This is a genomic window from Candidatus Limnocylindrus sp. (assembly GCF_040397235.1).
Classification (GTDB): domain Bacteria; phylum Chloroflexota; class Limnocylindria; order Limnocylindrales; family Limnocylindraceae; genus Limnocylindrus.
The window spans coordinates 69,292-96,262 of sequence record NZ_JBBAWH010000005.1 but is presented as its reverse complement, the minus strand read 5'-3'; the positions used below and the strand labels follow the sequence as shown (position 1 = coordinate 96,262).

At 65.2% G+C, this 26,971-nt stretch carries 23 protein-coding genes; 14 read left to right on the top strand and 9 right to left on the bottom strand.

Features of this window, described 5'->3' with window-relative positions:
• Positions 1 to 2: 2 nt before the first annotated feature.
• From AC3LB0_RS05325 to AC3LB0_RS05300, 6 genes are read left to right on the top strand one after another with little or no spacing between them, the layout of a single operon-like run.
• Entirely contained in the window at positions 3 to 752 is a 750-nt protein-coding gene (locus tag AC3LB0_RS05325; RefSeq protein ID WP_488650128.1) for a metallophosphoesterase family protein, read from the top strand.
• Entirely contained in the window at positions 749 to 2,023 is a 1,275-nt protein-coding gene (locus AC3LB0_RS05320; protein ID WP_488650127.1) for a beta-ketoacyl-[acyl-carrier-protein] synthase family protein, read from the top strand. Before AC3LB0_RS05325 ends, AC3LB0_RS05320 begins: the two co-directional genes overlap by 4 nt.
• Positions 2,023 to 2,802 carry an acetyl-CoA carboxylase biotin carboxyl carrier protein gene (locus tag AC3LB0_RS05315; protein ID WP_488650126.1) on the top strand — a complete coding sequence of 260 codons (780 nt, stop codon included), beginning with the start codon at positions 2,023 to 2,025 and terminating at the stop codon, positions 2,800 to 2,802. Before AC3LB0_RS05320 ends, AC3LB0_RS05315 begins: the two co-directional genes overlap by 1 nt.
• On the top strand, positions 2,799 to 3,980 hold the full coding sequence (locus AC3LB0_RS05310) for a beta-ketoacyl-ACP synthase III (RefSeq protein WP_488650125.1): 1,182 nt from the start codon (positions 2,799 to 2,801) through the stop codon (positions 3,978 to 3,980). The genes AC3LB0_RS05315 and AC3LB0_RS05310 overlap by 4 nt, the downstream gene beginning before the upstream one ends.
• A gap of 40 nt (positions 3,981 to 4,020) precedes the next feature.
• On the top strand, positions 4,021 to 4,770 hold the full coding sequence (fabG, locus tag AC3LB0_RS05305; protein WP_488650124.1) for a 3-oxoacyl-[acyl-carrier-protein] reductase: 750 nt from the start codon (positions 4,021 to 4,023) through the stop codon (positions 4,768 to 4,770).
• Complete coding sequence (locus tag AC3LB0_RS05300) at positions 4,770 to 6,239, top strand: hypothetical protein (protein WP_488650123.1); 1,470 nt, start codon at positions 4,770 to 4,772, stop codon at positions 6,237 to 6,239. Before fabG ends, AC3LB0_RS05300 begins: the two co-directional genes overlap by 1 nt.
• Positions 6,240 to 6,254: 15 nt before the next feature.
• Here AC3LB0_RS05300 and AC3LB0_RS05295 read toward each other — a convergent pair whose 3' ends face one another.
• Positions 6,255 to 7,520 (bottom strand): Nramp family divalent metal transporter, encoded by a 1,266-nt coding sequence (locus AC3LB0_RS05295; protein ID WP_488650122.1) that lies wholly within the window; start codon positions 7,518 to 7,520, stop codon positions 6,255 to 6,257.
• Positions 7,513 to 8,874 (bottom strand): magnesium transporter, encoded by a 1,362-nt coding sequence (locus tag AC3LB0_RS05290; protein ID WP_488650121.1) that lies wholly within the window; start codon positions 8,872 to 8,874, stop codon positions 7,513 to 7,515. The genes AC3LB0_RS05295 and AC3LB0_RS05290 overlap by 8 nt, the downstream gene beginning before the upstream one ends.
• A gap of 81 nt (positions 8,875 to 8,955) precedes the next feature.
• Between AC3LB0_RS05290 and AC3LB0_RS05285 the strand changes: the two genes are divergently transcribed.
• The 6 genes from AC3LB0_RS05285 to AC3LB0_RS05260 all read left to right on the top strand — a co-directional run bounded on the left by AC3LB0_RS05285 (position 8,956) and on the right by AC3LB0_RS05260 (position 16,281).
• Positions 8,956 to 9,852, top strand: a complete 897-nt coding sequence (locus AC3LB0_RS05285) for a hypothetical protein (RefSeq protein WP_488650120.1) — start codon at positions 8,956 to 8,958, stop codon at positions 9,850 to 9,852.
• Positions 9,853 to 9,923: 71 nt separating this feature from the next.
• Entirely contained in the window at positions 9,924 to 10,799 is an 876-nt protein-coding gene (locus AC3LB0_RS05280; RefSeq protein WP_488650119.1) for a tetratricopeptide repeat protein, read from the top strand.
• Positions 10,800 to 10,824: 25 nt separating this feature from the next.
• The gene (locus AC3LB0_RS05275; RefSeq protein ID WP_488650118.1) at positions 10,825 to 13,164 is read left to right on the top strand and encodes a hypothetical protein; all 2,340 of its coding nucleotides are present in this window, start codon (positions 10,825 to 10,827) and stop codon (positions 13,162 to 13,164) included.
• Positions 13,148 to 13,603, top strand: a complete 456-nt coding sequence (locus tag AC3LB0_RS05270) for an ABA4-like family protein (RefSeq protein WP_488650117.1) — start codon at positions 13,148 to 13,150, stop codon at positions 13,601 to 13,603. The genes AC3LB0_RS05275 and AC3LB0_RS05270 overlap by 17 nt, the downstream gene beginning before the upstream one ends.
• Before the next feature lie 60 nt (positions 13,604 to 13,663).
• Positions 13,664 to 15,352 carry a DUF885 domain-containing protein gene (locus tag AC3LB0_RS05265; protein WP_488650116.1) on the top strand — a complete coding sequence of 563 codons (1,689 nt, stop codon included), beginning with the start codon at positions 13,664 to 13,666 and terminating at the stop codon, positions 15,350 to 15,352.
• A complete protein-coding gene (locus tag AC3LB0_RS05260) occupies positions 15,349 to 16,281 on the top strand; it encodes a DMT family transporter (protein ID WP_488650115.1) in 933 nt (310 codons plus the stop codon). The genes AC3LB0_RS05265 and AC3LB0_RS05260 overlap by 4 nt, the downstream gene beginning before the upstream one ends.
• A 13-nt stretch (positions 16,282 to 16,294) precedes the next feature.
• Here AC3LB0_RS05260 and AC3LB0_RS05255 read toward each other — a convergent pair whose 3' ends face one another.
• Together AC3LB0_RS05255 and crtI are read right to left on the bottom strand one after the other, a co-directional pair.
• Positions 16,295 to 17,188 carry a phytoene/squalene synthase family protein gene (locus AC3LB0_RS05255; protein ID WP_488650114.1) on the bottom strand — a complete coding sequence of 298 codons (894 nt, stop codon included), beginning with the start codon at positions 17,186 to 17,188 and terminating at the stop codon, positions 16,295 to 16,297.
• Between the two features lie 4 nt (positions 17,189 to 17,192).
• Positions 17,193 to 18,725 carry a phytoene desaturase family protein gene (gene crtI, locus AC3LB0_RS05250; RefSeq protein WP_488650113.1) on the bottom strand — a complete coding sequence of 511 codons (1,533 nt, stop codon included), beginning with the start codon at positions 18,723 to 18,725 and terminating at the stop codon, positions 17,193 to 17,195.
• Between the two features lie 153 nt (positions 18,726 to 18,878).
• On the opposite strand from crtI, the gene AC3LB0_RS05245 reads away from it, so the two are divergent.
• Positions 18,879 to 19,820, top strand: coding sequence for an IclR family transcriptional regulator (locus tag AC3LB0_RS05245; RefSeq protein WP_488650112.1), 942 nt, complete (start codon positions 18,879 to 18,881; stop codon positions 19,818 to 19,820).
• Entirely contained in the window at positions 19,820 to 21,790 is a 1,971-nt protein-coding gene (gene acs / locus AC3LB0_RS05240) for an acetate--CoA ligase (RefSeq protein WP_488650111.1), read from the top strand. The genes AC3LB0_RS05245 and acs overlap by 1 nt, the downstream gene beginning before the upstream one ends.
• 392 nt (positions 21,791 to 22,182) lie before the next feature.
• Here acs and AC3LB0_RS05235 read toward each other — a convergent pair whose 3' ends face one another.
• The 5 genes from AC3LB0_RS05235 to AC3LB0_RS05215 are packed head-to-tail and all read right to left on the bottom strand — an operon-like array spanning position 22,183 to position 26,919.
• Positions 22,183 to 23,691: an LCP family protein gene (locus AC3LB0_RS05235; protein WP_488650110.1), complete on the bottom strand. Its 1,509-nt coding sequence runs from the start codon at positions 23,689 to 23,691 to the stop codon at positions 22,183 to 22,185.
• Positions 23,692 to 23,736: 45 nt separating this feature from the next.
• Positions 23,737 to 24,582, bottom strand: coding sequence for an FAD-dependent thymidylate synthase (gene thyX, locus AC3LB0_RS05230; RefSeq protein ID WP_488650109.1), 846 nt, complete (start codon positions 24,580 to 24,582; stop codon positions 23,737 to 23,739).
• 1 nt (position 24,583) lies between these two features.
• Positions 24,584 to 24,778: a hypothetical protein gene (locus AC3LB0_RS05225; RefSeq protein ID WP_488650108.1), complete on the bottom strand. Its 195-nt coding sequence runs from the start codon at positions 24,776 to 24,778 to the stop codon at positions 24,584 to 24,586.
• 10 nt (positions 24,779 to 24,788) lie between these two features.
• Positions 24,789 to 25,388 (bottom strand): LOG family protein, encoded by a 600-nt coding sequence (locus tag AC3LB0_RS05220; protein ID WP_488650107.1) that lies wholly within the window; start codon positions 25,386 to 25,388, stop codon positions 24,789 to 24,791.
• Positions 25,381 to 26,919 (bottom strand): alpha/beta hydrolase, encoded by a 1,539-nt coding sequence (locus tag AC3LB0_RS05215; protein ID WP_488650106.1) that lies wholly within the window; start codon positions 26,917 to 26,919, stop codon positions 25,381 to 25,383. Before AC3LB0_RS05215 ends, AC3LB0_RS05220 begins: the two co-directional genes overlap by 8 nt.
• Between the last annotated feature and the right edge of the window lie 52 nt (positions 26,920 to 26,971).

Below are 26,971 nucleotides of genomic sequence, written 5' to 3'. Positions count from 1 at the left end.
ATATGAAGCGCGTCGTCGTTCTCTCAGACATTCACGGCAACCTCGCCGCACTCGAGGCGGTCGTCGCGCGACTCCCGGCCCTCAAGCCCGACCAGGTGGCGATCCTCGGCGATCACGCCCTCTTCGGGCCACAGCCCTCTGAAACGATCGACCTGATTCAGCAGCTGCAGAGGAAGGGCGCCCTGGTGACCGCGGGCACCGGCGACATCGCCGTGGCCGACCTCGACTACGCCGCCTCGTTCCCGAGCCTCGCCGGTGGCCTGCCACCTGGACTGAAGGCTGCCGTGGAGTGGGCGTCGGATGCGCTCGATGACGATCGCATTGAGTGGCTCCGTTCGTTGCCGAGTGAGCGACGCATTCGCTATGGCGAGATCGCCGTGACCTTCTGCCACGCCTCGCCCGGCTCGCGCACCATTCCGTTGAGCGCCGACCTTGACCCTTCGACCACGTTGGAGCTGCTCGGTCAGACCGACTCACGTGTCGTCTGCGTGGGCTTCACCCACACCGCGCGCGTGAAGGACTACGGCTGGAAGGTGCTCGTTGACGCGGGCTCCGTTGGACTGCCGTACGACGGCGACGCCACCGCCGCCTTTACCGTGATCGACATTGACCCCGAGGCGAAGACCATCAACGCCGAGATTTACCGTGCCAGCTACGACACCGAGAGGGTTGCCGACGCGATCAGCGCGCGCGCACTCACCGGCGACACCTACCGCGCGGCAACGCTGCGCTCCGGGAAGCTGGTGCGATGAGCAACGAGCGGCGCGTCGTCGTTACGGGGATGGGGGCGGTCTCACCGCTAGGCCGTGGCGTCGCCGCACTCTGGGAGGGCCTCCTCGCCGGACGCTCCGGCGTTCGCGCGCTGCAGGGCTTGAACCTGACCGGCCAAGAGGTTGACTTCGGCGGGCAGGCGATCGACTTTGACCCTTCAGATGTGCTCGAGCCGAAGCAGATCAAGCGCCTCGATCGCTTCACGCACTTCGCCATCGCCGCCGCCGCTGAGGCGCTCGCCTCGGCTGGGCTGCCGCCACGCTTCACCCCTGGCGAATCGTCCGAAGGGGTCGCCACGATCATCGGCTCGGGCTTGGGCGGCGCCACCACACTCTTCGAGCAGGCAGCCCTCTTCGCGGAGCGCGGCGCAAGTCGCATCTCGCCCTTCTTCGTGCCCGCCGCGATCGGCAACATGGCCTCTGGCGAGGTCGCCATTCACGTTGGCGCGCAGGGTCCATCGTTCGGCGCGGTGAGCGCCTGTGCCACCGCCGGTCACGCCATTGGTGAGGCGTACGAGATGATTCGCCGCGGCGATGCCACCGTGGCGCTCGCCGGCGGCACTGAGGCGGCGCTGCACCCCTTGGTCATCGCCGGCTTCAACAACATGCGCGCCCTCTCGCGCAGCGGCGCATCATCCACCGGCGGCAACCCCGCCGCCGCATCGCGACCATTCGATAGCGGGCGCGATGGCTTTGTGATGGCCGAAGGTGCAGGCATTCTGCTGCTGGAGCGACTCGACCTGGCACTGGCCCGCGGCGCAACGCCGCTCGCCGAACTGGTTGGCTACGGCGCCACCGCCGACGCGCTGCACATCACCCTGCCGGCACCTGGCGGCTCTGGTGCCGTTCGTGCCGCACGACGCGCACTCGCTAAGGCGGGACGCACCGGTGCAGAGATCGATCACATCAACGCGCACGCCACCTCGACACCCGAGGGCGACAAGGCGGAGCTCGAAGCGATCCGTACGATCCTCGGCGAAGGATCACGCGCCAGTGTCACGGCCACCAAGGGCGCAATCGGCCACACGCTCGGCGCCGCCGGCGGCCTCGGCTCCATCGCGACGATCTGCGCCATGCGCGACGGTCGCGTGCATCCAACGCTCAATCTCACCGCGCCAGATCCGGCCACGGTTGGACTGAACATCGTCACTGGCGAGCCTGCTGCGCAGCAGATCAACCTGGCGCTCGTGAATGCATTCGGTTTCGGCGGACAGAATTCGGCACTCCTCTTTGCGAAGTGGGAGGGTCGCTGATGCCCGAGAAGCGGCGCGTTCGTCTGCAGAAGAGCGCACGACGCGCCCTCGAGGCGGCGCGCGATGTGGCACGCCGCGCGCGCGGCGACGCACCAGAGGTGGCCCCAGCGAGCAACGTGACTCCGCCGTCGACTCCAGCCATTGAGCGACTGGCGCCACGAGACCCATCACGACTCATCGAGAGTGCCCTGCCAGCCGCGGCTGCCCCAGTGCCGAACATGCCGCCGCGACCTCGGAAGGGGGAGAGCCGCAGCGGCGCACGCCTGCCGGCCAACCTGCCGCTGACTTCCGATGACGCCGCCCTCATTGAGATCATCGACCGCCTGGCTGTGGTCGCCGACGGGAGTGGCCTCGCCGAGGTCGAACTCTCTGCGGGCAGCACCCGGGTGGTGGTGCGTAGTCGTAGCGCGGTGCAGGGGATCCACGTCGTATCGGCCCCAGCCGGCACACCCGAGAGCCTTGCCAGCGCCGCGCCCGTGCCGCTACCAACGGGCACAAAGCCAGCGCCCGCTGCGCCAGCGAGCGCAGCCGCACCGAGCGGCTCGGTGGTGAACGCACCACTCACCGGCATCTTCTACGCCGCGTCGTCGCCGGGCGCCGCGCCGTTGATCAGTGTCGGATCGATCGTGGCAGTTGGCCAGCCGATCGGCCTCATCGAGGCGATGAAGCTCTTCAACGAGATCAAGAGCGACAAGGCGGGCCGTGTGGTGCGCATCATTGCGCAAGACGGACTTCTGGTGAAGGCGAAGACGCCGATCATCGAGGTGGAGCCAGTATGAGCGGACCGCTGACCAACGGCGACGCCACACGCATTGGTGGTGAGACTGGCTTAGCGGCGCTGCCGAATCGTACGACCCACATTGTTGGATGGGGCCACGAGGTGCCGAAGGCGGTGCTCACCAACGCCGATCTCGAGAAGATCGTTGAGACGAGTGACGAGTGGATTAGCACGCGCACGGGCATTCGTGAGCGACACATCGCGGGCGCAGACGAGACAACGGCATCAATGGGTGCGATTGCCGCCGCGCGCGCACTCGCCGTAGCTGGTGTCTCCGCCGACTCCGTTGACCTGATCGTTGTCGCTACCCTCACCCCGGATCATCCGATGCCGAGCACCGCCGTGTTGGTGAAGGAGGCGATTGGCAGCCATCGCGCCGCCGCATTCGACCTCTCTGCCGCCTGCTCCGGCTTCGCCTACGCGTACGCCGTGGCGCACGGCTTCCTCACCGCCGGTCTCGGCCAGCGTGCACTCGTCATTGGCGCGGAGTCACTCTCGCGCGTTGTTGATTGGAGCGATCGTTCGACCTGTGTGCTCTTTGGTGATGGTGCGGGCGCAATTGTCCTCGACGCGCTCGACCTGCGCGACGACCAGAACGTCGCCACGCGCCCGGGCACGTTGAGCTTCGAACTCTCGGCTGATCCGTCGGGGGCATTCGCACTCTGGATTCCTGGTGGCTCGGGTGACGACGCCGATCCGCTGATCAAGATGGATGGGGCTAAGACCTACGTGTACGCCACGCGCACCATGGCTGCCGTTGCGACGACGGCGATTCAGCGCGCGGGCCTCACCGTTCCTGAGGTGGATCTGGTGATCCCGCATCAGGCGAACCTGCGCATCATTGAGCACGTCTCCAAGGCGATCGACTTCCCGATGGAGAAGATCTTCGTCAACCTCGACCGCTACGGGAACACTTCTGCCGCCAGTATCCCGATCGCCCTCTCCGAAGCGGTCGCCGCCGGCCGACTGAAGCCGGGCGATGTCTTCTGCACCGTTGCCTTCGGTGGCGGCTACACCTCGGGCGCCTTCGTGACGCGCTGGGATGCCGACCCCGCCAACGGGGCCCGCGCCGCGGCGGTTGATACGGCGGCGATCAAGATCAAGCGCCCTGAGGGGGGAGCGAAGGCGGCAGTCGTGCCGAGCGCGCTCGCCCCACTGCTAGACGCAAAGCGCCGCTAAGCCCGACACTAGCCCCATCAGATTGAGTTGAGGAGGTTCCATGTTTGAGCTGAACGGATACGCCGCAATCGTCACCGGAGGTGCCCGCGGCATTGGCCGCGCCATCGCCATCGCCCTCGCCGATGCGGGTGCCGACGTGCTGATCACCTATAAGGGGAACACCGCCGCCGCCGACGCCGTGGTCGCCGAGATCACCGCCAAGGGTCGCAAGGTGGCTGCCATGCAGGCCGACGCCGCCGATCCCGATAGTGCGGTCGCCGTGGTTGCCAAGGCGATGGAGTTGTTCGGCAAGGTCGACCTGCTCGTCAACAACGCCGGCATCACACGCGACACCCTCATCTTGCGCATGACGCCAGAGCAGTGGCGCGAGGTCATCGACACGAATCTTTCGGGCGCCTTCTATATGACGAAGGCCGCCGTGCGCGAGATGCTGCGCGCCAAGAGTGGCCGCATCGTGAACATCACCAGCGTCTCGGGCCAGGCGGGGAACGCCGGCCAGGCGAATTACAGCTCGGCGAAGGCCGGCATGATCGGCCTCACCAAGGCGACCGCGCGCGAGGTCGCCAGCCGCGGCATCACCGTCAACGCGGTGGCGCCAGGCTTCATCGTCACCGAACTCACCGCCGATCTTCCAGAGGCGATCAAGGAGGGCGTGAAGAGCGCAACTCCACTCGGTCGCTTCGGCGAACCGCATGAGATCGCCGCCGCGGTGGTCTACCTTGCATCGCGCGAGGCCTCGTACGTCACCGGGCAGGTGCTCGGCGTCGACGGTGGCCTGGTGATGATGTAGTGATCCGTACCGCCCGCCCGTACGCCCTTGCCGTCGCCCTGCTGGCGACGATCTTCACCGCCACCGTCATCTGGGCGAGCACGCCACCGAGCCCCGCTGCCGCCACGCCGACCAACATCCTCGGCACCGACGGCCGCTACACGCTCCTCTTTTTGGGTAGCGATAAGCGTTGTGCTGGCTCACTGATCGACAAGACCGCGGAGCGCTGCGGCGAAGGTGTGGTGAACGCCACAGACTGGACCTGGTCCCCGGCGAACGACAAGGTGGCGCGCGTGTCCCGAGATCAGCTCGGCTCTGAGCGCACCGATGTGATCATGCTCCTCACCGTCGATCCATTCAGCGGTCAGACCGCCGCGTACAGCATTCCGCGGGATCTCTACGGCTTCCCGCTCAAGCCAGCACTGGCGAAGTCGTTCTGCCGCGCCGGCTCCAAGATCTTCACCGACAAGATCAACGCCATGATCGTTCGGGCACAGCAGTGTGCCCGCTCCAACATGACCACCAGCCAGCGAACCGCGTGGGATAAGAAGCTCGCCTGGGAGCGCAGCATCGTTGCGGCAGACTTAATGGCCCAGAACATCGCCTGGGGGCTCGGCATTGAAATTGATGATTGGACCCTGACGACGTTCGGTACCTCCGACATCATGGGGGCCGTGCTCGATCGCATCGCCCCCGCTGACACGATCGTGCAACTCAACGAGAAGACGAGATTCGCCGCCTGCCGCACGGACACCCTGCGCAAGATCAAGGGGAGCGGATCAAGCTACCTCGATCGGAACCTTGCCTCAAACGCCATGTATGGCGACCTCCTCTTCTTGCGACCGGGCCGTGCCGACAACTACCCGAGCAGCAAGGTGATCGGCTGGAGCTACGCCAACTGCAAGGAGCCAAGCACAAACAAGACGGTGCGCACCACGAGCCCATACTTCGTTGAGGGCTCTTGCGACATTACGATCCCGCTGAGTGCGGCAACAAACGAGAGCTGCTCCTTCCGCGTGCCGAGTAACCTGTGGACCGGATTTGGGCGATCGCGTAAATATGATGAGGTTGGACCACGCGCACTGCGACATCCAAGAATCGTCGCAGGCATCACACTCCGGGTCCTCGAGGCGGACCGATTCCGTGCGGCGGCACTCGCCTCCTTGATGAATCTCCGTTGGTACAAGAAGGGGCCACCACTGGTGCGCGGCACCATTACGACTGCAAACGTTGAGGCGATCTTCAATGTGATTGCCTATGCGAAGCCCGCCCTTCTGCTCGGCCCTGATATTGCAGGAGGCTGGAAGTCACTCCTGATGACGGGCGGCACCGACAGCGCGAAGAAGTGTGCGCTCGCGGGCGCCAAGATGCGATTCGCGCCAACCGCGGCGAAACTCGCGGCAACGATCAGCTGCACCAAGGTGTGGCTCGCCCCCTACTTTGGGCCGGTCGCAGATCACCTCAACGAAGGCCCACCAGTCGCGCCGTAGCGCGGAACGGGGCGCTTAGGCGGCGAGGCCGAGGATGTTGACCAAGACGATCCCCACATTTAGCGTGGCGAGGATCGCAACAGAGCCCCAGCCAACCAGGCGCAACCAGCGCGGCGAGGCGTGCTCACCGAGGAGCGACTTGCTGCTCGAGAGCTTCACGATGAAGGCGAGCACGATCGGCAGGAAGAGCCCCTGCAGGTACTGGCTGCTGATGATCGCGCCGATCGGATTCAGCCCAGGGAGCATCACCACGATGGCGCCAATCGCCAAGATCGCGGTGAAGATGCCGTAGAAGATCGGCGCCTCGCGCAGGCGCTTGTCGACCCCCGATTCAAAGCCGAACGCCTCGGAGAGGGCGAAGGCGGTGGTGAGCGGCATGATCGCCATTGCCAAAAGGCTCGCGCCAAAGAGGCCGGCGCCGAAGAGAATCTTCGAGAACTCGCCGGCGAGCGGCTCGAGTGCGACCGCCGCATCCGCCGCCGAGCCGATCGGCTTCCCAAGTGATCCGAGTGCGACCGCCGTCGCAATCACCACGCAGGCGGCGATGAAGTTCGTCCAGATGGAGCCGAGGATGGCGTCGGCGCGGGCAGCGCCAAGCTCCTCGACGCCGATCCCCTTCTCAGCAACAGCAGACTGCAGGTAGAACTGCATGTACGGCGTCACCGTTGTACCAACGACCGCCACCAGCAGCAGCATCTCAGCCCCCGAAACTCCGGCGAGGCTTGGCGTGGTGAGGGATGAGGCGACGGCGGCCCAGTTTGGATTCGCCAAGAGTGCGGCGGCGATGTAGGCCAAGAAGACGGCGGTGAGTGACAGGAAGATGCGCTCGACGCTGCGATAGCTGCCGTAGACCACGAGCACCCACACCGCGAGTGCCGAGAGCGGCGCGGTCAGCAAGATCGGCACGTTGAAGATTGCTAGCGCGGAGGCGGCACCGGCAACGTTCGCTACGGTGTTGGCAAGGTTAGCGAGGAGCAAGACGATCATGGCGAAGAGTGCCCAGCGCACGCCGAAGCGCTCGCGAATCAGGTCTGAGAGCCCCTGCCCAGTGACAACGCCGAGTCGGGCCACCGACTCCTGCACCAGGGCAAGGAGCAGTGCGGTGAGTGGCAGGATCCAGAGGAAGCGCAGCCCGGTCTGAGAGCCGAGGGTGGCGTAGGTGGTGATGCCGCCAGCATCGTTCCCCGCAACGCCGGCGATCAGGCCCGGCCCAACGACTGCCAAGAATGCGAGTGGACCACGGCGACGGCGGAACGTTTCACGAAGGCCCAAATTAAGCATGCTTCGCCGAGCCCCTCTTGCGCGGCTTCGCTTGCGCCTTTGTTCCGCGCTTTGTCGTTGAACGGGTTGGGAGTTCTATTGGGCCACCCGCAGCGAAGCTGTCGGCGTGCAGGCGGCGCGGCATCTCGCGGCGCCACTCTTCAGGGAGCACATCCCAGAGCGCGTCGCTCACCGTGATCACCCCCATCAGGCGGTGGTTGGCGTCGACCACTGGGACGGCAACGAGACCGTAGCGGGTCACCACGCGTGCCACCTCATCGGAGTGGGCGAGCAGCTCAACCGTGACCGGATCATCTTCCATCAGTTCACCAACCGACGTGTTCGGTGCGGCGAGCACAAGGTCGCGCAGCGTTACCTCGCCGAGCAGTCGGCGACGACCATCCACGATGTAGACGGCAAAGGCGACCTCGGCGTCGGGCTCGTGACGGCGAATGGCGGCGAGTGCCTCTGCGACGGTTGCCTGCGGACGCAACGCCACATGCTCGGTCGTCATCAGGCCACCGGCGCTCTTCTCTGGGTGGGCTAGGAGCTCCTGCACATCCTCGCGCTCTTCTTTCGTCATCAGGCGCAAGATCTCCTTGCGGCTGACCGGCGAGAGTTCGGCAACGGCGTCGGCCGCCTCGTCGGGGCTCATCTCTTCCAACAGGTCCGCGGCACGCTCCGGCTCCAAGTCTTCGAGCAGGTCGGTGCGCGTCTCTGGCTCCAACTCCTCGAGCGCCTCGGCGGCAACCTCTTCGTCAAGGGTGTTGAAGATGTCGGCGCGGTCACGCGGCGTCAGCTGGTCAACAATGGTGGCAAGGTCGGCCGGGTGCAGCTCAGAGAGGCCGGCGTGTGGCACGCGCAGACGTACGCTGGCGATGGTGGAGCCGAGCGGATCAACATCCTCCCAATCAATGTACGAGGCGACGCGCGACTGCTCGCCTGAAAGACGATTGATCCAGGAGTCAGGGAGGCCGAGTCGGCGCAGCAGTCCGGCGGTGCCAACGTCAACGGCAACGAGGCGCATCGCCCCTTCAACAAAGTCGAGGATCACGTCATTGGCGCGCACGACCTTACGGCCATCAATGTCAACAATCTGCTTGTCGAGCAGGTCGCCCTTAAGGAGGATCTCGTCTTCGCGCCTTCGGAAGCGGCTGATGTTGACGCGCGTCGCCAAAATTGTGGCCCCCGCGGCATCCATACGCTCCACGCTGTCCCAGCCGAGGTAGATGCGACGGCGCCCAGTTCGGACCACGAGCCCCGTGATTGGTGGGTGGCTCGTACCAACGGCGGCGATCAAGTCGTCGATCACGCCGATCGTGTCGGCGCTGCTGTCGCGCACGGGTTGCCCGATGAGTCGTGAGAGGTGGAGCATGCTGCCCTCCAATGCTGTGCGCCGGCTTCTGCGGTCACGAGGAGTCTACGCGGGAGCCCCCGCTCGCGCTACCCTGACCGTATGAGCCAATCGACATCGGCCAGCCGTCGCGCCCCCTCCCTCGCCGCCGCACGCCTCGCCGCCCTCACCGATACGGCGGCAGAGTTTGGTGAGGTCGAGGTCTCGCGCCCCTGGGCGGAGACGATCGTCGCCGTTGCTGTCGCTGCCGGGGTCGCCCACTTTGCGACCGGCCCTGGAACCGTCTTGGCTGGCGCCGCCGCCGCGCTGCTCGGTGCGGTCGGGGTGAACGCCGTCCGCCGCGCCGAGGAACGCGACCTGCCGATGGGCGCTGAGGTGGTGCTCGGCGGCCTGATCGCCCTCGCCATTGCTGGTGTGGTGCGCCTTGTCCCCACGGGGATCGGCGCCGTGATCGCGATTGCCGCGGGGATCGGCATCCTGCGTGCCGCCGTCGAATGGGAGCTGCGACTGCGCCGGAGCGGCAGCGGCTCGCTCCACCGCGATCGTGTCGCAAGCCTGGCGGTATTCACTCTCGTCCTATTCGCCGCCTCGATCGGCATCTCCGCCCTGGTTCCAGGGATCGTGACGCTCCCCAGCACCCCATCGGCGCGTCCAGACCCCGTTGGGTCGCTCGCCATCCTTGCCGTTGGCATCGGGAGCGCCGCAGTGGCCGCCCTCCTTGCCGCAGGCATGTCGAGCCTTCGACGGGAGCGGACCTCGGCGATCGTGCGTGACGCCCTCGGCGCTGCGGCCCTGAACGGCGTCGCATCCATCATCTTCGCCACGGTTGGCGTCGCACGGCTCGCTGGTCCGGCGGGTCTCGCCGTCCTCTTCTATGCCCGTGAGATTTGGGCGGCAACCCCTGAAGGGGAGCGCCGTGACCCGCGGCTCATCTTCGAAATCCTTGCGCTCACGGTCGCCACGGGGGTCGCCCTCCTCTGGATCGGGGTCGGTCGCTAGCGATCGGCTATCCTTCGCCAACGGCATAGCGGGGGGCATCAGCCCGCATGCGCTTTATTGAGGAGGAGCCCGTGACCCTCGCCAACGAGACCCCAACCACCCAGAAGCCGAGCCGCACCGCCAAGGAGCAGGCTGAAATCGCGTTGAAGGCCGCCTCTCAAGGACGTTGGAAAGATGCGAGTGAGGCGAACACGGCAATCCTCGACCTCGGTGACGCCATCAAGGTTGAGGAGCGCGTCGAAGCGCAGAACCGTCTCGCCAAGTGCCTTTGGGAGCAGGGCGACCTCGCCGGCTCAAAGAGGGAGTATCAGGCAACCCTCGCGCTCGATCCACTCAATCGCATTGCCGAGCGCAACCTTGAGCGCCTGAAGGGCCTCATTAAGCAGGTCGGCAAGAAGACCACCGCGAGCACCGAGGGGGCGACAACGCCCGCCGGCATCTTTATTCAAGAGGCGGGCACCACCGGGTTCGCTGCGCTGACGAATGTTGCCGATGCTGGAACGCTCGCGCAGGTAAATCCTGGCGACTTGGTCGAGCTGATCGTTCTTGGCAATCGGCTGATCGCCAAGGCGAACGGTGTTGAGATCGGTCGCGTCGAGCCACGCATCGCTGCACGACTGGTCAAACTGATCGGTGATGGCAATAGCTACACATCGGGGATCACTTCAATCAGCGGTGGCGACATTCGCATCATCATTCGTGAAAAGCACGTCAGCGCTGGCAATGTTGGCAAGGTCTCCTTCCCAACGGCCACCCGTAACAGCGATGAGCGACCATACACGAAGGGCTCGTTCTTCCGCGATGACGAGGGCTTCGGCGACGATGATGAGGATTCGTACGAAGATGAGACGCCAGTCGCCGAGCGACCGAGCGTTGCGCCGCCAGAGAAGACCTCTGACGACGCATTCCTTCCTGACAGCGAAGAGGCTGGCAGCAACGACGATTAGTCGCAGATAGGCGGAGAGCGTTCACGTGGATCGCAGCGCCGCCCGACTCACCGTCGCACTCGCGCCGTCCGCAACGACTCCCGTCGTATCAGCACGCGATCAACTGACCGTTGATCTCACCGCGCGCAGTAGCGCCTTGGCGTTGGCGAGCGTTTCACGTGAGCATCGCAGCCTCCTTCATGCGCGCGATGCTGTGGATGAGTGGGCGATCTCTGCCGAGCTTCGCCCCCCAACGGTGCGCGCCTATGAGGCGGCCGCAGCGGAGCTGCTGGCATCGGCATCGGAGGCGCTCGAGGCCGGATGGCAGAGCAGCTGTGCCGCCTGTGGGCAGGCCGTGCGCGTCGCCGCCTGGCGCTGGGAGGAGGCGCTTGATGCGGACCAGGAGCGTGCGCAACCAGCGGCGCGTCGCGCCACCTGTGCCGCCTGCCGTGCCCTCGGGCGACGTGGTGGTGACGCCGCGACCATGCTGCCGAACGAGGTCGCCTCTGCTGGGCTGCTCGAGCCTGCGGTTCGTGCCCGAGTTGATAGTCGCTTCGCTGGCGTCGTTGACGGCGCTGCGGCACGCTGGAGCACTCGACAGTTGCGCTCGCTTGATGCGCTGAGTAGTGCCCTAGAGCGCTCGAGCGAGAGCGCCGTGATGCTGGGGGCACTGCGCCTCACGTTGACCGAAGCGGCGGCGGCGATGGCTCGACCACAGCGCGCCGGGCGAACCTGGTGGGAGATCGCGCCATGGCAGGCGCTTCTCGATGCCATCGATACCCGTCGCCGAATCTACCTGACTGCCCAGCCGGTGCCGCCACAGCTCACCATGAGTAGCGACCTCTCCGCGCTCACCTACCCAGGGAGCGGCACGATCGTTCTGCGCGGCGGAGCGGCCGCGCGCACGTCGCTGGCAACGCTCGTGACGCGCACCCCTGCAATTCGTGTCGCGCTCCTGCGCGTCACCGTGGGCGGCAGCGCCGATGAACTCGTCGACCGCGCGATTGCCGCGCGTTGGGCTGGCGAACAGAGTGAGCCCGACCCACTCCTCGCCGCGCTGCAATCAAACGATGCCGTAACGATCGCCGCCGCCCTGGCGCGACTCCTCGTGGCGATGAATCCACTGATGCGTCACGACCCGCTCCTCGTGATCGATCTTGATGATCACGCTGAACAGCTGGCCGGCGTCTTAACGGCGATCAGCCTTGCGGGCGCTGCAGGCAGCGTGGCCCGGCGTCTCGACGACGGCCGCACCCCCGGACTCACCGTGACGGCGCGAATGAGCGAGCCACCGGCAAAGGTCCTGCAGTCCCGCAGTCAGATCGCGCTCATGAGTGACCTTGTGGTCGCTCATGGCGAGCCTGCTACGCCGCGACAGATCCTCCCCGCCTACGCAGCGGCGCGCGCTGGTGCAGCACATGCGGCAGGGGAGCTGCTCGATGCAGCAGCGTTTGCCGAAGAGCTGCGCGGCGTTGCCGATCTGCATGCGAAGCTCCGCCCCGCCGGCTCATTCGATCAACTCATTGCCGTGGCTGATGGACGCATCTTTGTTGAGGGGCGCGCGGAGCGTGAGCGCTTGGCCACCCCAGCCTCTGATCGCGCCGATGCCGCCGCCTTCGCGCTCGTCGACGCACTCAGCGCAGGCGACGGCGTTGACGAGGCCCTTGTGGCACTCGATGCCGATCTGGTCGGCGTTAGCCCAGAGCCTCGCAGCGCGATGCTGGATGCGTATACGAGCGTGGTTGATGGCGCTCGAACGGCGCGCGCATCACGAGCGGATCTCACGAGTGAACGTTTCACTATCGTTGCGGGGCTGCTGGAGCTTGGCCCCCGCATGGGCCTACATGTTTCGGTCGCACCTGCGCTCGCATCTACGGTTGTTGCCGGTCGCGCCCTCGGGGCGCGGGCCACGGTTGATCCAATTGAAAGCTCGCCACCGCTGCGCCTTCGCTCCGATCGCGCCGCCTATGACGCCGTAGACGCGGTGCTCTACCGCCGCGGTCGTGCTGTGCTCTTCTGCGAGGTCGTTACTGGCCCTCTCCCCGTTGGCGAACTGCTCTTGCAGCGTCACGCGCTCATCGCGAGCGACCGCGAGGTCGTGCGGCTCCTCGTTCTTGCGCCAGCGCTCGTACCGCTGCTGCAACTCCGCCTGGCGCGCGATGAGCGGCTGAGTGCTGCGTGGGAGACGGGGAACTGGCACCTCTTGGCGGCCGATCGAGTCGCAGCACTCTCTCGTCTCGCGGCACCGCGGCTCGCCGATCTTGAGGGGCATCTTGGCGTCGAACCGCCGGCGCGAGATGCGGCGCAACTTGACCTCAGCTCGATGGGCTGGGGCGTTGCCAATAGCGAAGCAGTAGAAGGAGTTGATCGTGAACCTCTCAGCTGACATCTTGAGCGCACTCTTCCTTGCAGCGACGATTGGCGTTGGGCCATTCTGGTTCCTGATGGCCGTACGCCCAACCGCAGAGATCACCCGACGCACCATGCTGACGCCGTGGCCAGTTGTTGCGATTGGACTCATTTATGCAGCCCTGGTAATTCCCAGCGCTGGTGCCATTCTCGGAACCCTGCTCAATCCAACACTGAGTGCAATCTCAACGTCACTCGCAACCCCAGAGGGGAGCCTCGCTGTGTGGCTCCATGTGCTTGCCTTCGACCTTATCGCTGGGCGGTTCATCTGGCTCGATGGCCTCAGTCGAGGTGTGGGCGCGCCGCTCCGTATTGCGGCGTTGACGCTCGCCCTCATGTTCGGACCACTCGGGCTACTCCTGCACCTCGCCCTGCGCCCCCGTCGCCCCCGAGAAGGGGCACAAGCCGTATCCTGAGCGGGAGGCGCCCAGCACTTGGGCGCAGCAGTCCCGGAGTCCCGGGGAGGAGCCCAGATCGTGTCGAAGCCACTATCCGCGAACGACCAGGCCGTTAAGACCCTCGCCGACGACCTCTGGAAAGAGATGCTCGCGCACTCTCCAATCTGGGGAACCTTCCTCGGCATTGAGGTGAACGACGGTGCGCTCGACGACACCTCTGACGCTGCGCGACTGCGCGACCGCGCCATGTGGGAGAAGTACGCCAAAGCGGCTAAGGCCATTGGCGACGAGGGGCTCGACATCGAGTGGAAGATCACGCGCGACCTGATCGCCGTCGGTGGCTCGATCGCCATTGAGAAGGACGATCACCGCATGGACCTTCTCTCCTCGGTTGACCACATGGATGGCGTGCAGACACTCCTGCCGCAGATCGTCACCTTCCAGGATGCGAAGACGCCAGAGAAGTTCGCCAAGCTGGTGAGCCGACTCAAGGCCTTCCCGAAGTTCATGGACGAGGCGATCGCACGCGTGCATGAGGCGGAGAAGCGTGGCCTTGTTGCCTCCAAGATCTCGACCGAGCGACTGATCGCCCAGCTCGACGGCTTGATGGCCATTCCAACCGAACAGTCACCGATCGTCACCGCCGCTAACGTTGCCGGTGACGCGGAGCGAGCCGAGCTCGTCACGATCGTGGCCGAGTATGTCGACCCGCAGATCAAGCGCTACTACGAGGCGATCACTGGTAGCTACCGCACCAAGGCGCGCGAGGTGCCGGGCCTCTGCTCCGCACCAAACGGCGCCGAGCTCTACAAGGTGGCCATCCGCAGCTGGACCGGCCTACAGCTCGATCCGAAGGAGCTCCACGAGATCGGCCTGCAGGAGTGGGCCGATATCCAGGAGGAGATGAAGGTCATCTCGACGAAGCTTGGCTTCGGCGGCTCCATCGACAAACTACGCGATGCCGCCGAGAGCGATCCAACGAACGTCGCCGCGTCGAAAGAGGCGCTCATCGTGCGCATTAAGGAAGACATTGATCGCGGGTACGCCGAAGCGGGGAAGGTCTTTGGGCGTTTCCCGAAGGCTGGCTGCGATGTGAAGGCGGTCGAAGACTTCAAGGAGAAGGATGCACCCGCCGCCTACTACTTCAGCCCTGCGGCTGATGGTTCGCGTCCAGGGACGTACTACGTGAACGGCTACGACCTGCCGTCGCGCTTCCTGCACGCCCTTGCACCAACCACGTATCACGAGGCCATTCCAGGCCACCACTTCCAGATCGCACTCGAGATGGAGTTGGAGTTCTTGCCAGACCTGCGCAAGCACGCCTCGCACCTTGCGGGGAACGCCTACGTTGAGGGTTGGGGCCTCTACTCGGAGCGACTCGCCGACGAGCTCGGCCTCTATCGCAGCGAGATGGAGCGCTTCGGCATGCTTCAGGGTCAGGCGCACCGCGCGGCGCGCCTCGTCGTTGACACTGGCCTCCACGCCTTCGGCTGGGACCGCGATAAGGGTGTGGCGTTCATGGAGTCCGTTGGGCTGCCGCGAACCGACGCCGAGATTGAGACCGATCGCTACATCGCCTGGCCAGCGCAGGCACTCTGCTACAAGGTTGGGCAGCGTGCCATTCAACGCACGCGCGCCGCGATCGAGAAGCGCGATGGCGACAAGTTCGACATCAAGTCCTTCCACGATCACGCCATTGGACACGGCCAGATTCCGCTCCCGGTCTTTGAGGCCGAGATGCCGAACTGGGTCAAGCCGAAGGCATGAGCAACGCTGGGGGGACCGCGGGCGCGGCTCGCGGAACCTCCCGGCGAACGGTCGGGATCCTCTGCGCGATCGGCGCCTCACTCGCGTGGGGCTTCGGTTCGACAACGTCGGATTACGTCCTTTCGGCGGGGGTGGGGAACGACACGTTCCTGGTTATTGAGCTTGGCGTCGGCTTTCTAGTGCTGCTCGTGCTCGGTGCAATCCGTGGCGAGCTGAGCGGCTTCCGACACCCAGGGCTGCTGCGGGCATCTTCGACCGGGATCATCGAGCCGTGGGGGGCGTACACCCTCGGTAACGTCGGCATCATCTTCTCGAGCGGCGCCTTCGTCGCCCTCGTCTCGTCACTGAATCCGGTGTTGATCGCCATTCTGGCCGCCCCATATCTCGGCGAGAGGGTGAGTCGTCAGGCCGCCATCCTCATGGTTGTCTCGATCTTCGGCGTGGCCCTCGTGGTCGGCGGCGCTGGTGTCGCGGGCACGCTCAAGCCGGAGGGGATCATCTTCGCCACACTCGGACTCTTCTGCGGCGCCGCCTATGTGCTCATCTCCTCAAAGCTGGTGCGCACCATGCCGGTGCTGCCGCTTGTCGCATCGCAACTGCTGGTGGCGGCACTCGCCTCGCTCGCCCTCCTGATCGTGCGCGTCACGATCTTTAACGGCGACCTTCAACTGCCAGCAACCGAGATCCAGTGGGCCGTCTCAGTTGCAACTGGCGTCTTCGGCGGCGCTGCACCGTTCATCTTCTATCTCGAAGCGACGCGACGCATCCCTACGACAACGGTGAGCCAATTCAGCACGCTGGTACCGGTGGTCGCGCTGGTTGGTGGTGTGGTTTTCCTGAACGATGTGACGACCCCGATCCAACTGCTCGGTACCGCGATCGTGGTGGTCTCGCTCTCGCTCCTCGCGCGCTACGCCCGCGCGCACTGAGGTAGGGGTCCCTCTAGGAGCTCGTCACTGCGCGCACCAGGGCAGCGGCCTTGCGGGCTCGTCCCACCACCGGCCGATGAGGCCGCCGCAGGCCGAAGCCGTCGCGCTCGATTTGTCGCAGGATCTCGCGATAGAGGTGCGCCGCCACGCGAATTGATCGGCCGCCGTTCTGTAGGTACCGGATCCCTGCAGTGCCAACCTCGTAGTCGGCATCGGCTCGAGCAATCTCGGCCAAATAGAGCGCGCGCCGATCACCATCACGAAGTGAGGTCGGGCCGCTCGTTGCTGCAGGGTCGAGTCCAGCGCGCCGTAGGGCGCTCGCGGGGAGATAGACACGCCCGTTGGCAAGGTCCTCGTCGATGTCGCGCAAGATATTCGTGCGCTGCATTGCCGCACCAAGGGCACGGGCGGCACGATCTGCCTGCGCATCGTCGCCAGCGTGCACACCGAGGAGCGCCGCCATCAGGCGACCAACGGTGCCTGCAACCTGGTAGCAGTAGAGATCAAGATCGGCATCGCTCTCCATCGCAGGGCCGGCGAGATCGCCCTCCATGCCGTCAAGGAAGGCGCCGATCGCATCGGTGGGGAGCCCTGGGCTGCGACGCTGCAGGTCGACGAAGATCGCTAGCTCATCGCCATCAGCGCTGTCGATTGCTCCGCTGCTGAGCCAGGTACGAATTGCCGCTAGGCGTTGCGCGGCCTCGGCGCGCCCTACGGAGCCAGTCGGCGCCTCAAGGTCGACTAGATCATCGAGGTGGCGCAGCGCCAAATAGAGGAGGTTGATGTCGTCGCGAACCTGCCTTGGAAGGAAGCGCGCCGCGAGGGCGAAGCTGCGTGCGACGCGGTTGATGGTTGCCTGGGCCTCGGGGAGGAGTGCCGCCACGCGCGGATCGCGCTGGGGGGTCATGCCGCTACGGGCGGACGAGATTTCCGGTCGGGCCGGTGGCACGCGACGTGAATGGGGCAGGGTAGTCCCCGCGAATCAGATCTTGGGTTACCTGGGAGGTGAGGAGCGCGCCTGGCATCCCTGCGCCTGGGTGCGTGCCGCCACCCACGTAGTAGAGGCCGGCGATGGTTCGGTCGCGGTTCGGCTGTCGGAAGTAGGCCGACTGCTCGAGTGATGGCTCAACGGCGAAGGCGTTCCCGTCAGGGGCGAGCAGCTCGTCGCGGAAGGTGAGCGGCGTCCACGAGCGTTCGACAACGATGGAGTCGCGCAACCCAGGCAGACCCCAGTTCTCGAGCCACTCCAGGGTGCGGTCGCGCATACGCGGCTCCGCCTCAGTCCAGTCATCACCCGAGCGCAGGTTCGGCACGGGGAGCAGGATCGCGATAGAGTCGCCACCGGGCGGTGCCATTTCAGGCTCCGTGCGCGATGGCGCATGGATGTAGACGGCGTTGCTGCGTGGCATGCGACGCTCGCGGGTGACGTCCTTAATGAAGCCGTAATAGTCATCACCAACCACGAGGGTGTGATGCAGGAGCTTCTCAAACTTCTTGTTGGTGCCCAGGTAGAGCATGTGCGCCGACATGGTGGTGCGCAGTGGGCGCAGGCGCCATGGGAATGCATCGGGAGCGTCTGGAAGAAGGGCATCACGCGCCGTCACATCGCCGTTATAGATGACGAGGTCGGCGTTATGTACCTCGCCATCGGCGGTGCGAACCCCAGTTGCGCGACCGTTGCGGTGCAAGATCTGATCCACCTTGCTGTTGATGTGAATCACGCCGCCCATCTTGGCGATGATCTTGCCGAACGATTCGATGATGCTGTAGACGCCACCCTCGGTGTACCAGATGCCATCGGCGATCTGCAGGTAGGCGAGTGCCGAATAGATGGCGGGAACGCGCGATGGATCGCCACCGATGAAGAGCGAGTGGAAGCCGAACGCCTGCTGCACATGTGGCTCCTTGAAGAACTTGCCAACCCATCCCTGGAGGAAGCGAATTGCATCAAGGCGCGCCATGGTCGGGAGGAGCTTGACGAAGTCCTTAAGGTTCAAGAAGTTCTGGCGACCGGAGACGAGAATCCCCTCGCGGTGGATCGCGCCCGATGCGGCCAGGAACGCCTCGAGCTGATTGGCGTCGTCGTTCGAGAACTTGCGCATCTCGGCGAGCAGCTGCTCGCGGTCGCTACCGAAGTCAAAGTGGCGATCTTCGCCCGTCCAGAAGATGCGGTAGCCCGGCTGCAGTTGGCGCAGCGTGACGTGGTCCGACATCTTCTCGCCAGCTGCGGCGTAGACCTCTTCGAAGAGCCAGGGCATGGTGATGAGCGACGGGCCAGTGTCGAAGGTGTAGCCGCCCTCCTGGATGCGCGAGGCGCGGCCGCCAATCTCGGGGCGGGCCTCCAGGATGGTGACCTGCCAGCCGTCGGAGAGGAGGCGGATGGCCGTGGAGAGGCCGCCGAAGCCGCTCCCCACGATGATTGCCTGTCGACCCCCCTGCGCCATGGAACCTCCTGGGTGCTCACCATGGAGGCAGCGCCCCCTGTTGACACCATCTTAGAGGTCTCGCGCGCGTCGCGCTGAGCACGAATACGGCCTCCCATTGACGAGAGCGCCCTGCGGGCGGATCATCCGCCCCCAAGGGAGGAACACCATCCGATGAGTACTGAGCAGGCACGCGGCCGCGCCGCCCAGAGCCCTGATGAGGGTCTTGACCATGTCAGCGGCGCCGTAGCGCCAGGCGCAGACGACGCCGCCGTTCGCTCCGTTGATCGCGCCGCCGCGCTCTTGGTCTGCCTCTCCGACGCCGACGGCTCCGCCTCGGTCACCGACCTCTCTCACTCCCTTGATCTGCACAAGTCCACAGTGAGCCGACTCCTCTCCACCCTCGAGCGCCGCGGCCTCGTGGAGCAGGACCTTGAGAGTGGGCACTTCCGTCTCGGCGTCGGCATCATTCGCCTCGCACAATCCGCCGAGCGCACCCTCAACCTGCGCGCGATCGCCCTCCCCGAAATGGAGGCACTCGCCAAAGTCGCCCACGAGACGGTCAGCCTCGAAGTCTTCGACGGTGTCGCTGCATCGGTAGCGATCTGCCAGATTGACGGACCGAACCTCACACCGATGCCCGACATCACCGGGCGACCACTCGCCATGCACGCTATCGCCTCAGGGAAGGTGCTCCTCGCCTCACTCCCAGAGCGCACCGTCCTCTCGATCGCTCGACGCGGTTTAGTTCGCTATACACCACGCACCATTACCGAACCGCGTGCCCTCCTTGAAGAGCTCGCCACCATTCGCCGCCGCGGCTACGCCGTGGCGATCGGCGAGTGGGACGACCGAATCTCCGCCGTCGCCGTGCCGATCTGTGATGCGCGCGGCGCCGTGATCGCCACTGTTGTCGTATGGGGCGCAGCCACCCGAGTCACTCCTGGGACCCTTCCTGCCCTCGTTACTGCGGCGCGAGACGCCGCACAGCAGATCAGCACCAAGTTGGGCTGGAGCGGCAGCCAGCGCCGCGCCGGCATCGTGCCGCACCTCAAGGACAGCGATGTTGAGGAGCAGGAACACGAGGTAACCGACGACGACGAGGCCGCCGGCTAGTGGGCGACGCGCCAGAGCAGCACGGGATCGAAACCTTCCAAGCTGAGGGCCTCTCCTTCCCACCCGACGCGGTAACCGCTGCGGAGGCAAATGCGCGCGCCGATCTCTATGAGCGTGCCAGCGCCGACCCGGTTGCCTTTTGGGCCGAGCAGGCACGCGAACTTCTCACCTGGCGGAAGCCTTTCACCAAAACCCTGGAGTGGGAGCTCCCATTTGCGAAGTGGTTCGATGACGGTGAGCTCAACGTGTCGGAGAACTGCGTCGATCGCCACGTTGCCGCCGGTCGTGGCGATAAGGTTGCCTTCCACTGGATCGGCGAGCCAGGTGACCGCCGCACCGTTACCTACAACGACCTGTTGCGCGAGGTGCAGAAGACCGCGAACGCGCTGAAGGCGCTCGGCGTGGCCAAGGGCGACCGCGTTGCCATCTACATGCCGATGGTCCCTGAAGTCGCAATCGCCATGCTCGCCTGCGCCCGCCTCGGCGCAGCACACAGCGTGGTCTTCAGCGGCTTCCCCGCGAATGCGCTCGCCGACCGAATCAACGACGCCACCGCGAAGGTGCTGATCACCGCCGACGGTGGTTACCGCAAGGGAAACTTCTTTGAGCTGAAGCCGATCGCCGACGAGGCGCTCAAGAGCAGCCCATCCGTTACGGGCGTTCTGGTCTACCAGCGTCGCCAGCCAGGCACCGCCGGAACAACAGCGATGCAGGCTGGTCGCGACCACTGGTGGCACGAGTTCGTACCAGGTCAGCCGGCTGAGTGCCCGGCCGATCCGATGCCCGCCGAACAACTGCTCTACCTGCTCTACACGAGCGGCACAACGGCGAAGCCGAAGGGGATCATGCACACCAGCGCCGGCTACCTGCTCGGCGCCACCTTCACGCATCGCGCCGTCTTCGACATCAAGCCCGACGATGTCTACTGGTGCGCCGCCGACGTTGGCTGGGTGACCGGACACAGCTATATCGTCTACGGCCCGCTGAGCAACGGCGCAACGCAGGTGATGTACGAGGGAACCCCCGACACGCCGGCGTGGGATCGCTGGTGGTCAATCGTCGAAGAGCTGAAGGTCACGATCCTCTACTGCGCGCCAACGGCGATTCGCGCCTTCATGCGTCAGGGCGATGAGCATCCGCAGGGGCACGACCTCAGCTCGCTGCGACTCCTCGGCTCCGTGGGTGAGCCGATCAATCCCGAGGCGTGGCTCTGGTACCGCGAGATGATTGGTGGCAACCGCACGCCGATCGTCGACACCTGGTGGCAGACGGAGACCGGTTCGATTCTGATCAGCCCGCTCCCTGGCGTTACCACCACGAAGCCTGGCTCTGCGACCTTCCCGCTCCCTGGCGTCTCGGCGGATGTCGTTGACGACTCAGGGGCGAGTGTTCCGCTCGGTTCGGGCGGCTACCTCACCCTCACCAAGCCGTGGCCGTCGATGCTGCGTGGCATCTGGGGCGACCCAGAGCGCTACAAAGAGACGTATTGGAGCCGATTCCCCGGCTCGTACTTCGCAGGCGATGGGGCCCGTCGTGACGCCGACGGGTACTACTGGCTCCTTGGGCGTGTGGACGATGTCATGAACGTCTCAGCGCACCGCATCAGCACTATTGAGGTTGAGTCCGCACTGGTCGACCATCACTCCGTCGCCGAGGCTGCGGTGGTGGGAAAGAGTGACCCGCTCACCGGCCAGGCGATCGTCGGCTTCGTGATTCTGAAGAGGGGGATCGACCCAACGCCCGCCCTGCTTGAAGAGCTTCGCGCCCACGTGGGAAAGAACATTGGCGCAATCGCCAAGCCGAAGCATCTCGAATTTGTGCCTGAGCTCCCGAAGACCCGCTCCGGGAAGATCATGCGGCGCCTCCTGCGCGACATTGCTGAAGGGCGAAACCTCGGTGACGTAACCACCCTTGCCGATTCGTCGATCGTTGAGGTCATCCGCGCCGCCACGGGCGCCGCTGACGAGTAGGGCGGCACTTTTCCACAATTCCGCCCACTTCGGTGAAAACGGTGGAGAACTCCCGCAGCGCTAGGCACTACTTCGTTGATAAGTACCTTCTGATACGAGTCCCTCCCCGCGATGCTACTCGTAGCCCGAAGGGGCCAGCGGTGAACCCGCCGACCGAGCAATCGGCCAGGCGGAACGAACTGTGGCGATGACGGGATCGAACCGACAGGCAACTGACGGTGCTGGTGAATGACCACCAAAGTGCGAGGCAACTCGTAGCGGCGGAGCGGAGGGTCACCTGGGAGCTTCGGCTTTACGGCCGGGGCGACTCGATCCGATCTCACAGCGGAGGGGAATCGGCGTGCAAGCGTCGCCCCCAACATCGGATGGCCTCTCGGGTGAACTCTTACCCCCTACGGAGCAGTGCTCTCTGGCGCGCTCGGCGATGCGTCAGGACTCATCGACGGCGAATCCGATGGGCTTGGTGACGGTGATGGCACCGCTGGGAAGGCGTTCGCAATTACCCCTCTGATCTTGGCGATCGTGGCCGCGTCTAGATATGCCGGATAGGCACTCGGCGCAAAGCGGTAGAGGCGGACCTGCGCCGTGGCGGCGCGCGAGAAGAGGTCAACGAGATTCGGCAACGAAGAGCGCGGGAGATCGGTCCACACGTACCCCTTCGCCGCCGCAGCAAGTGCCGGGGCGTTCAAGATGGTTGCAGCGCCGAGCTGATCGCGAATCGCCAGCAGTAGTGCCTGCTGCCGCCGCATGCGGCCGTAGTCTGAATCTTGGTGGCGACTTCGGGCGTAGGCTAGAGCGAGCCGCCCATTGAGGTGTTGCTGGCCAGAATCAATACGCAGTTGGATCGAGCCGAGCACCGGATCCGGATAGTTCTTGTCGTAGATCGGCTCCGTAACGTTCATGTCAATGCCGCCCATCGCGTCAACCACCTTGATCACGCCCCAGAGGTCGGCGACTAGAACCGCATCAATTGGCCGCTGCGCCAGCTCAGAGATTGTTGCGCGGACTGCGGCGATCCCTGAGATGTTCCCCTCGCCGGGCCAGAGCTGTGGGTAGTAGAAGGTGGCGTCGGTGTACACCTCGTTGAGTAGTTTCTGGAAGCAGCCGCACGGGCTGGCGTTGCGCGCCGCACCAGGGGGGAGCGGCACTCTCATCATGTTTCGTGGGAAGCCAAACATTGCCACCCGTCCGGTGGCGACATCGACCTCAACGAGCAGCATCACATCCATGCGTCGACTCCAGCGGTCTGAGCCCGCATCGGAGCCGAGCAGGAGCAGATCGAACTTGCCGTCATCACCCCACGGGATCTCTCCAGGTCGCGCCCACGGCGTCGTGACGGTGAGGGAGGGGAGCGTGCCGGTTCCGCTCCCGCGTCCTATCGAGCTGCCAGGACTCGCCACGGGCGATGCATCTGGGGATGGGCTCCCCGCACCTGAGGCGGTGGGATCGAAACTCGCCGAAGGCGTTGGTGATGTGTCAGCAAACGTTTCGTTCAGGAGCTCATCGAACGCGATCAGCGAGCGGCCCACGGTGAGGTGAGGCGCCACAACGAGCAGCAGGGTTGCAGCGGCGACCAGCACGCGCTCGCGCCGCGGCAACCGTGCACCGCGGAGCAGGTGCGCGAGGGCACCGAGGCGCCACGCGGCGAGAAGGAGATTGAGCACCCCCAGGAGGAGGAGGGCACCTGGGGTCACGAGGATGATCAAGAGTTGCGTGGTGCCGCCAAGGAGCAGCAGAACCAGCGTCGCCCCGATGATGGCGAGTGCCGGTGCGGCGAAGAGTGAGGCACGGCGCCGATCACCACGCGCGAGGTGACCGAGTCCAGGGAAGGCCGCAGTCAAGAGCGCGGCGCGTAGGGGTGGACGCTTCAGGGGATTATTTGAGGCGGTGGCGGGTTTCATTGCCCCCATCCTCTCCCATCTGGGAGCTGCGTGGCGGCTCGCGGCTTATTCAGCCAGTGGGAGCGCGCGACCCTTCACCTTCGCTTCGGCAGCCTTCGCCGCCCATGCGCCGAGGACCTCATCCTTATGCGGTCGAATTGGGCAGTGGCCGTCCTTGTTTCCCGACTCATCGCAGTAGCCGAGCGGCACGCACTTAGGGGCGAGGAAGCTACCAAGGAACGGGCTCACCGCAAACACCTCGTGGCGGATGAGCTGGAAGAGGCGGCGAATCTCCCACTGCGCCATGGTGCAGAGGCGTAGCCCCGACATGTGGATGAGTGCGCGCAGGTTGACGGTCATGATCAGGTTGGTGCGCGTGGCGTTGGGGAAGACGAAGCGCGCATCTTCGGCGGGGATGCCTGCCGCCACGAGGTCGCCGTAGAGGCCGAGCGCACCCTGGGTCGCCTCCTCGAATCGCGCACGGACCGTCTCATCGGCCTCGGCGATAGATCCAGGGAGCATCGTCGCCGCCTTCTTGAAGGTCACGTAGCGCTGCGACTGCTGATCAAACGCCACGCCGGCGCGATGGCGTACGAGTTGGTGGCTGAGCGTTCGGGTGACGCCCGTAATGGCAAATGTGAAGACGATGTGTTCGATGGTGCTGCCGTGACCCGACTCAATGACGCGGCTGACCAACTCGCGCTGCTTCGCTGGATCGATCTCACCCGCTGCGGCGCGGCGATAGATCTCCTCTGGTGGCAGCTCGGAGTAGCAGGTGCGACAGGCGGTGTAGATAATCGGCACATACGAGTGCTCAACGATCTCGCGGTTCGGGAAGAGCATCGTGGCCTTCATGCCAAGCTCGTGACGACCAGGGTTCTTCGGAATCCCGCTCTTCTGCTTCTCGCTCATCTCAGTAGTAGTCCGAGCAGGAGAGGAAGTAGCCACACTCGCAGATCATCTTGCACTTGCGATCAATCATTTGCTTGCCGCAATTGGCGCAGCAGGTCATCACCAGGCCCGGATCAATCTCAGCCACGGGCGTTGAAGCGACCACAACTGAGGTGCTCTCGTCACTCGTCGGGGCTGGGGCAGGTTGGTTCAACATCTGGAGGATCCTATCGCTCCGCGGGAGAGGGTGCGGGGTGCGATGCCTCCCAGGGGGCGCCAAGGCCAAGTCGCGCCCCGATCAGCAGGCGGGCCTCAGCCAGCACCAAGCTGGTGGGGGTGCCGCTCGGCAGCACGTGCACGACATCAAGGTCGGCGGGGCCAACCACCAGGCGACGCCGAACGAGATCCACGAGCTCTACCCAAGCATCGCCAACAAGCAAGAGTGGCCGCGCATCGCTGACTTGCAGCAGGTTCCAGGCAACGGCGATCTCGGCGAGGGTGCCAACCCCGCCATCAAGGCCGATCAGTAGATCCGCCTCCGAGAAGAGGCGCAGCCGGTCGAAGAGGTCGGCGGAGTCAACACGGCGCGTGACCGCCTCATTCGCTTCTAGGCCATCCCACGAAGTCACCGTGTAGCCGAGCACCTCACCCCCCTTTGACTTGGCCCCGCGGGAGGCGGCGCCCATGATCCCCTCGTAGCCGCCGGTGGCAACCGTGAACCCGGCCTCGGCGAGCGCCGCACCAAGGTCGAAGGCGGCAACCCACCGCGGATCACTGTCAGGGAGGCGCGCCGAACCGTAGACGCCCACGATGAGGCGCTCAGTCATTGCAGCGCGTGTTCTCAGGGGGCAGGGTGCCGCTCACAAGGAAGGCGATGGCCGCCTCGTCAATGCAGGCGCTCTTGCCACCAACGCCGGTGTGTCCCTCGCCGACGTAGGTCAGCAGGTGGCCGCTCTCGAGTAGATCTGCCATGCGCTGCGACCAGGCGTATGGCGTCGCAGGATCTCCGGTGGTACCTACCACCAAGATCGGTGCGGCACCAGCGCCATTCACAAGCGTCGGTAGCGGGTCGGCACTCGTATACGGCCATACGCCGCAGAGCAGGCCACTGGAGGCGTGACCTGCGGCGAAGTCTGGCGCCTGGCTGACGAACTTCTCGTAGATTGCCCTGTAGCGCGCGATTGATGGCGTGGTTGGTGAATCAATACAGCTGATCGCCGGGAAGGCCTCCATGATGTTTGAGTTATACGTGCCGTCTTCGCCACGATCCATGTACGCGTCGGCGAGGAGGCTCAGCAGGTATCCATCGCCTTCGCTCGCCCCTGCGAGCCCCTGCACGGCGTAGTCCCAGTAGTCGCGGTTGTAGAGCGTCATGATCACGCCAGTCCATGCGAGCACAGAGTTCAGCTTGCGTCCATCTTCGAGTTCAATCGGCTGGTCATCGAGGTTGTTCATCAGCGCATCAAACGCGGCGCGCGATGAGCCGTCGCCGAATGGGCAGGCGGCATCGGCATCGCACCAGGCGAAGAGGCGATTGAGTGCCCCCTGTAGCGAGACACCCTGCTCGCCGTACTCGGACTCGTCGGTCGGCGCCATGTCAACGGCGCCGTCAAGGATCATGTGGCCGGTTGAGGTGGGGAAGAGGGTTGCATAGACCGCGCCGAGTGCGGTGCCGTAACTGAAGCCGAGATAATCCAACTTGGCTACGCCAAGGCCGATCCGAATGCTCTCCATGTCGCGTGCTGAAGCGGTGGTGCCGATGTAGGCGAGCATCTCGCCCGTGCCCGCCTTGCACTTGTCGGCAAACCACTGCGCGTCGTTGAGCGCTGAGGCCCAGTCCGCTGCGGTCGGCCGATCGGTGATACCCGGCGTTGCCGCATAGTCGTCCATCTCCGTGTCACTGAGGCACTCGACGGGCGCACTGCGCTGGACGCCGCGCGGGTCCCACGAGACGAGGTCGAAGCGATTGCCGATCTCGGCTGGCACCACGCCACGACCCGACTCGGCGAGGATGTTGATGCCCGATGCGCCAGGGCCACCAAAGTTCAGAAGGAGTGGGCCGACCTTGTTCGCCTGGTCGGCGGCTGGAAGGAGGGCTACAGCGATGTCAATCGTTGGGCCATCGGGCGTCAGGTAGTCGCGCGGGACGGTGATTGTGGCGCAGAGGAGTTCTGGGTTGCCGCCAATGACCGGGTCGGCGACCGGACAGCTCTGCCAGTCGATCGTGCCGCTGGGGATGAAGCTGGCGGTTGGGCTCGGCGATTCGGCGACCGGCTCCGCACAGGCACTGGTCGCTAAGGCGACGACGAGGAGCGTGGCGATGGCGAGACGAGCCTGGCTCCCTTTGGCGTTGCGCATCGGGGCCTCCTCTCCGTTCAGTTGTAGCAGCACGCCCCAGCCGCCAAAGGCG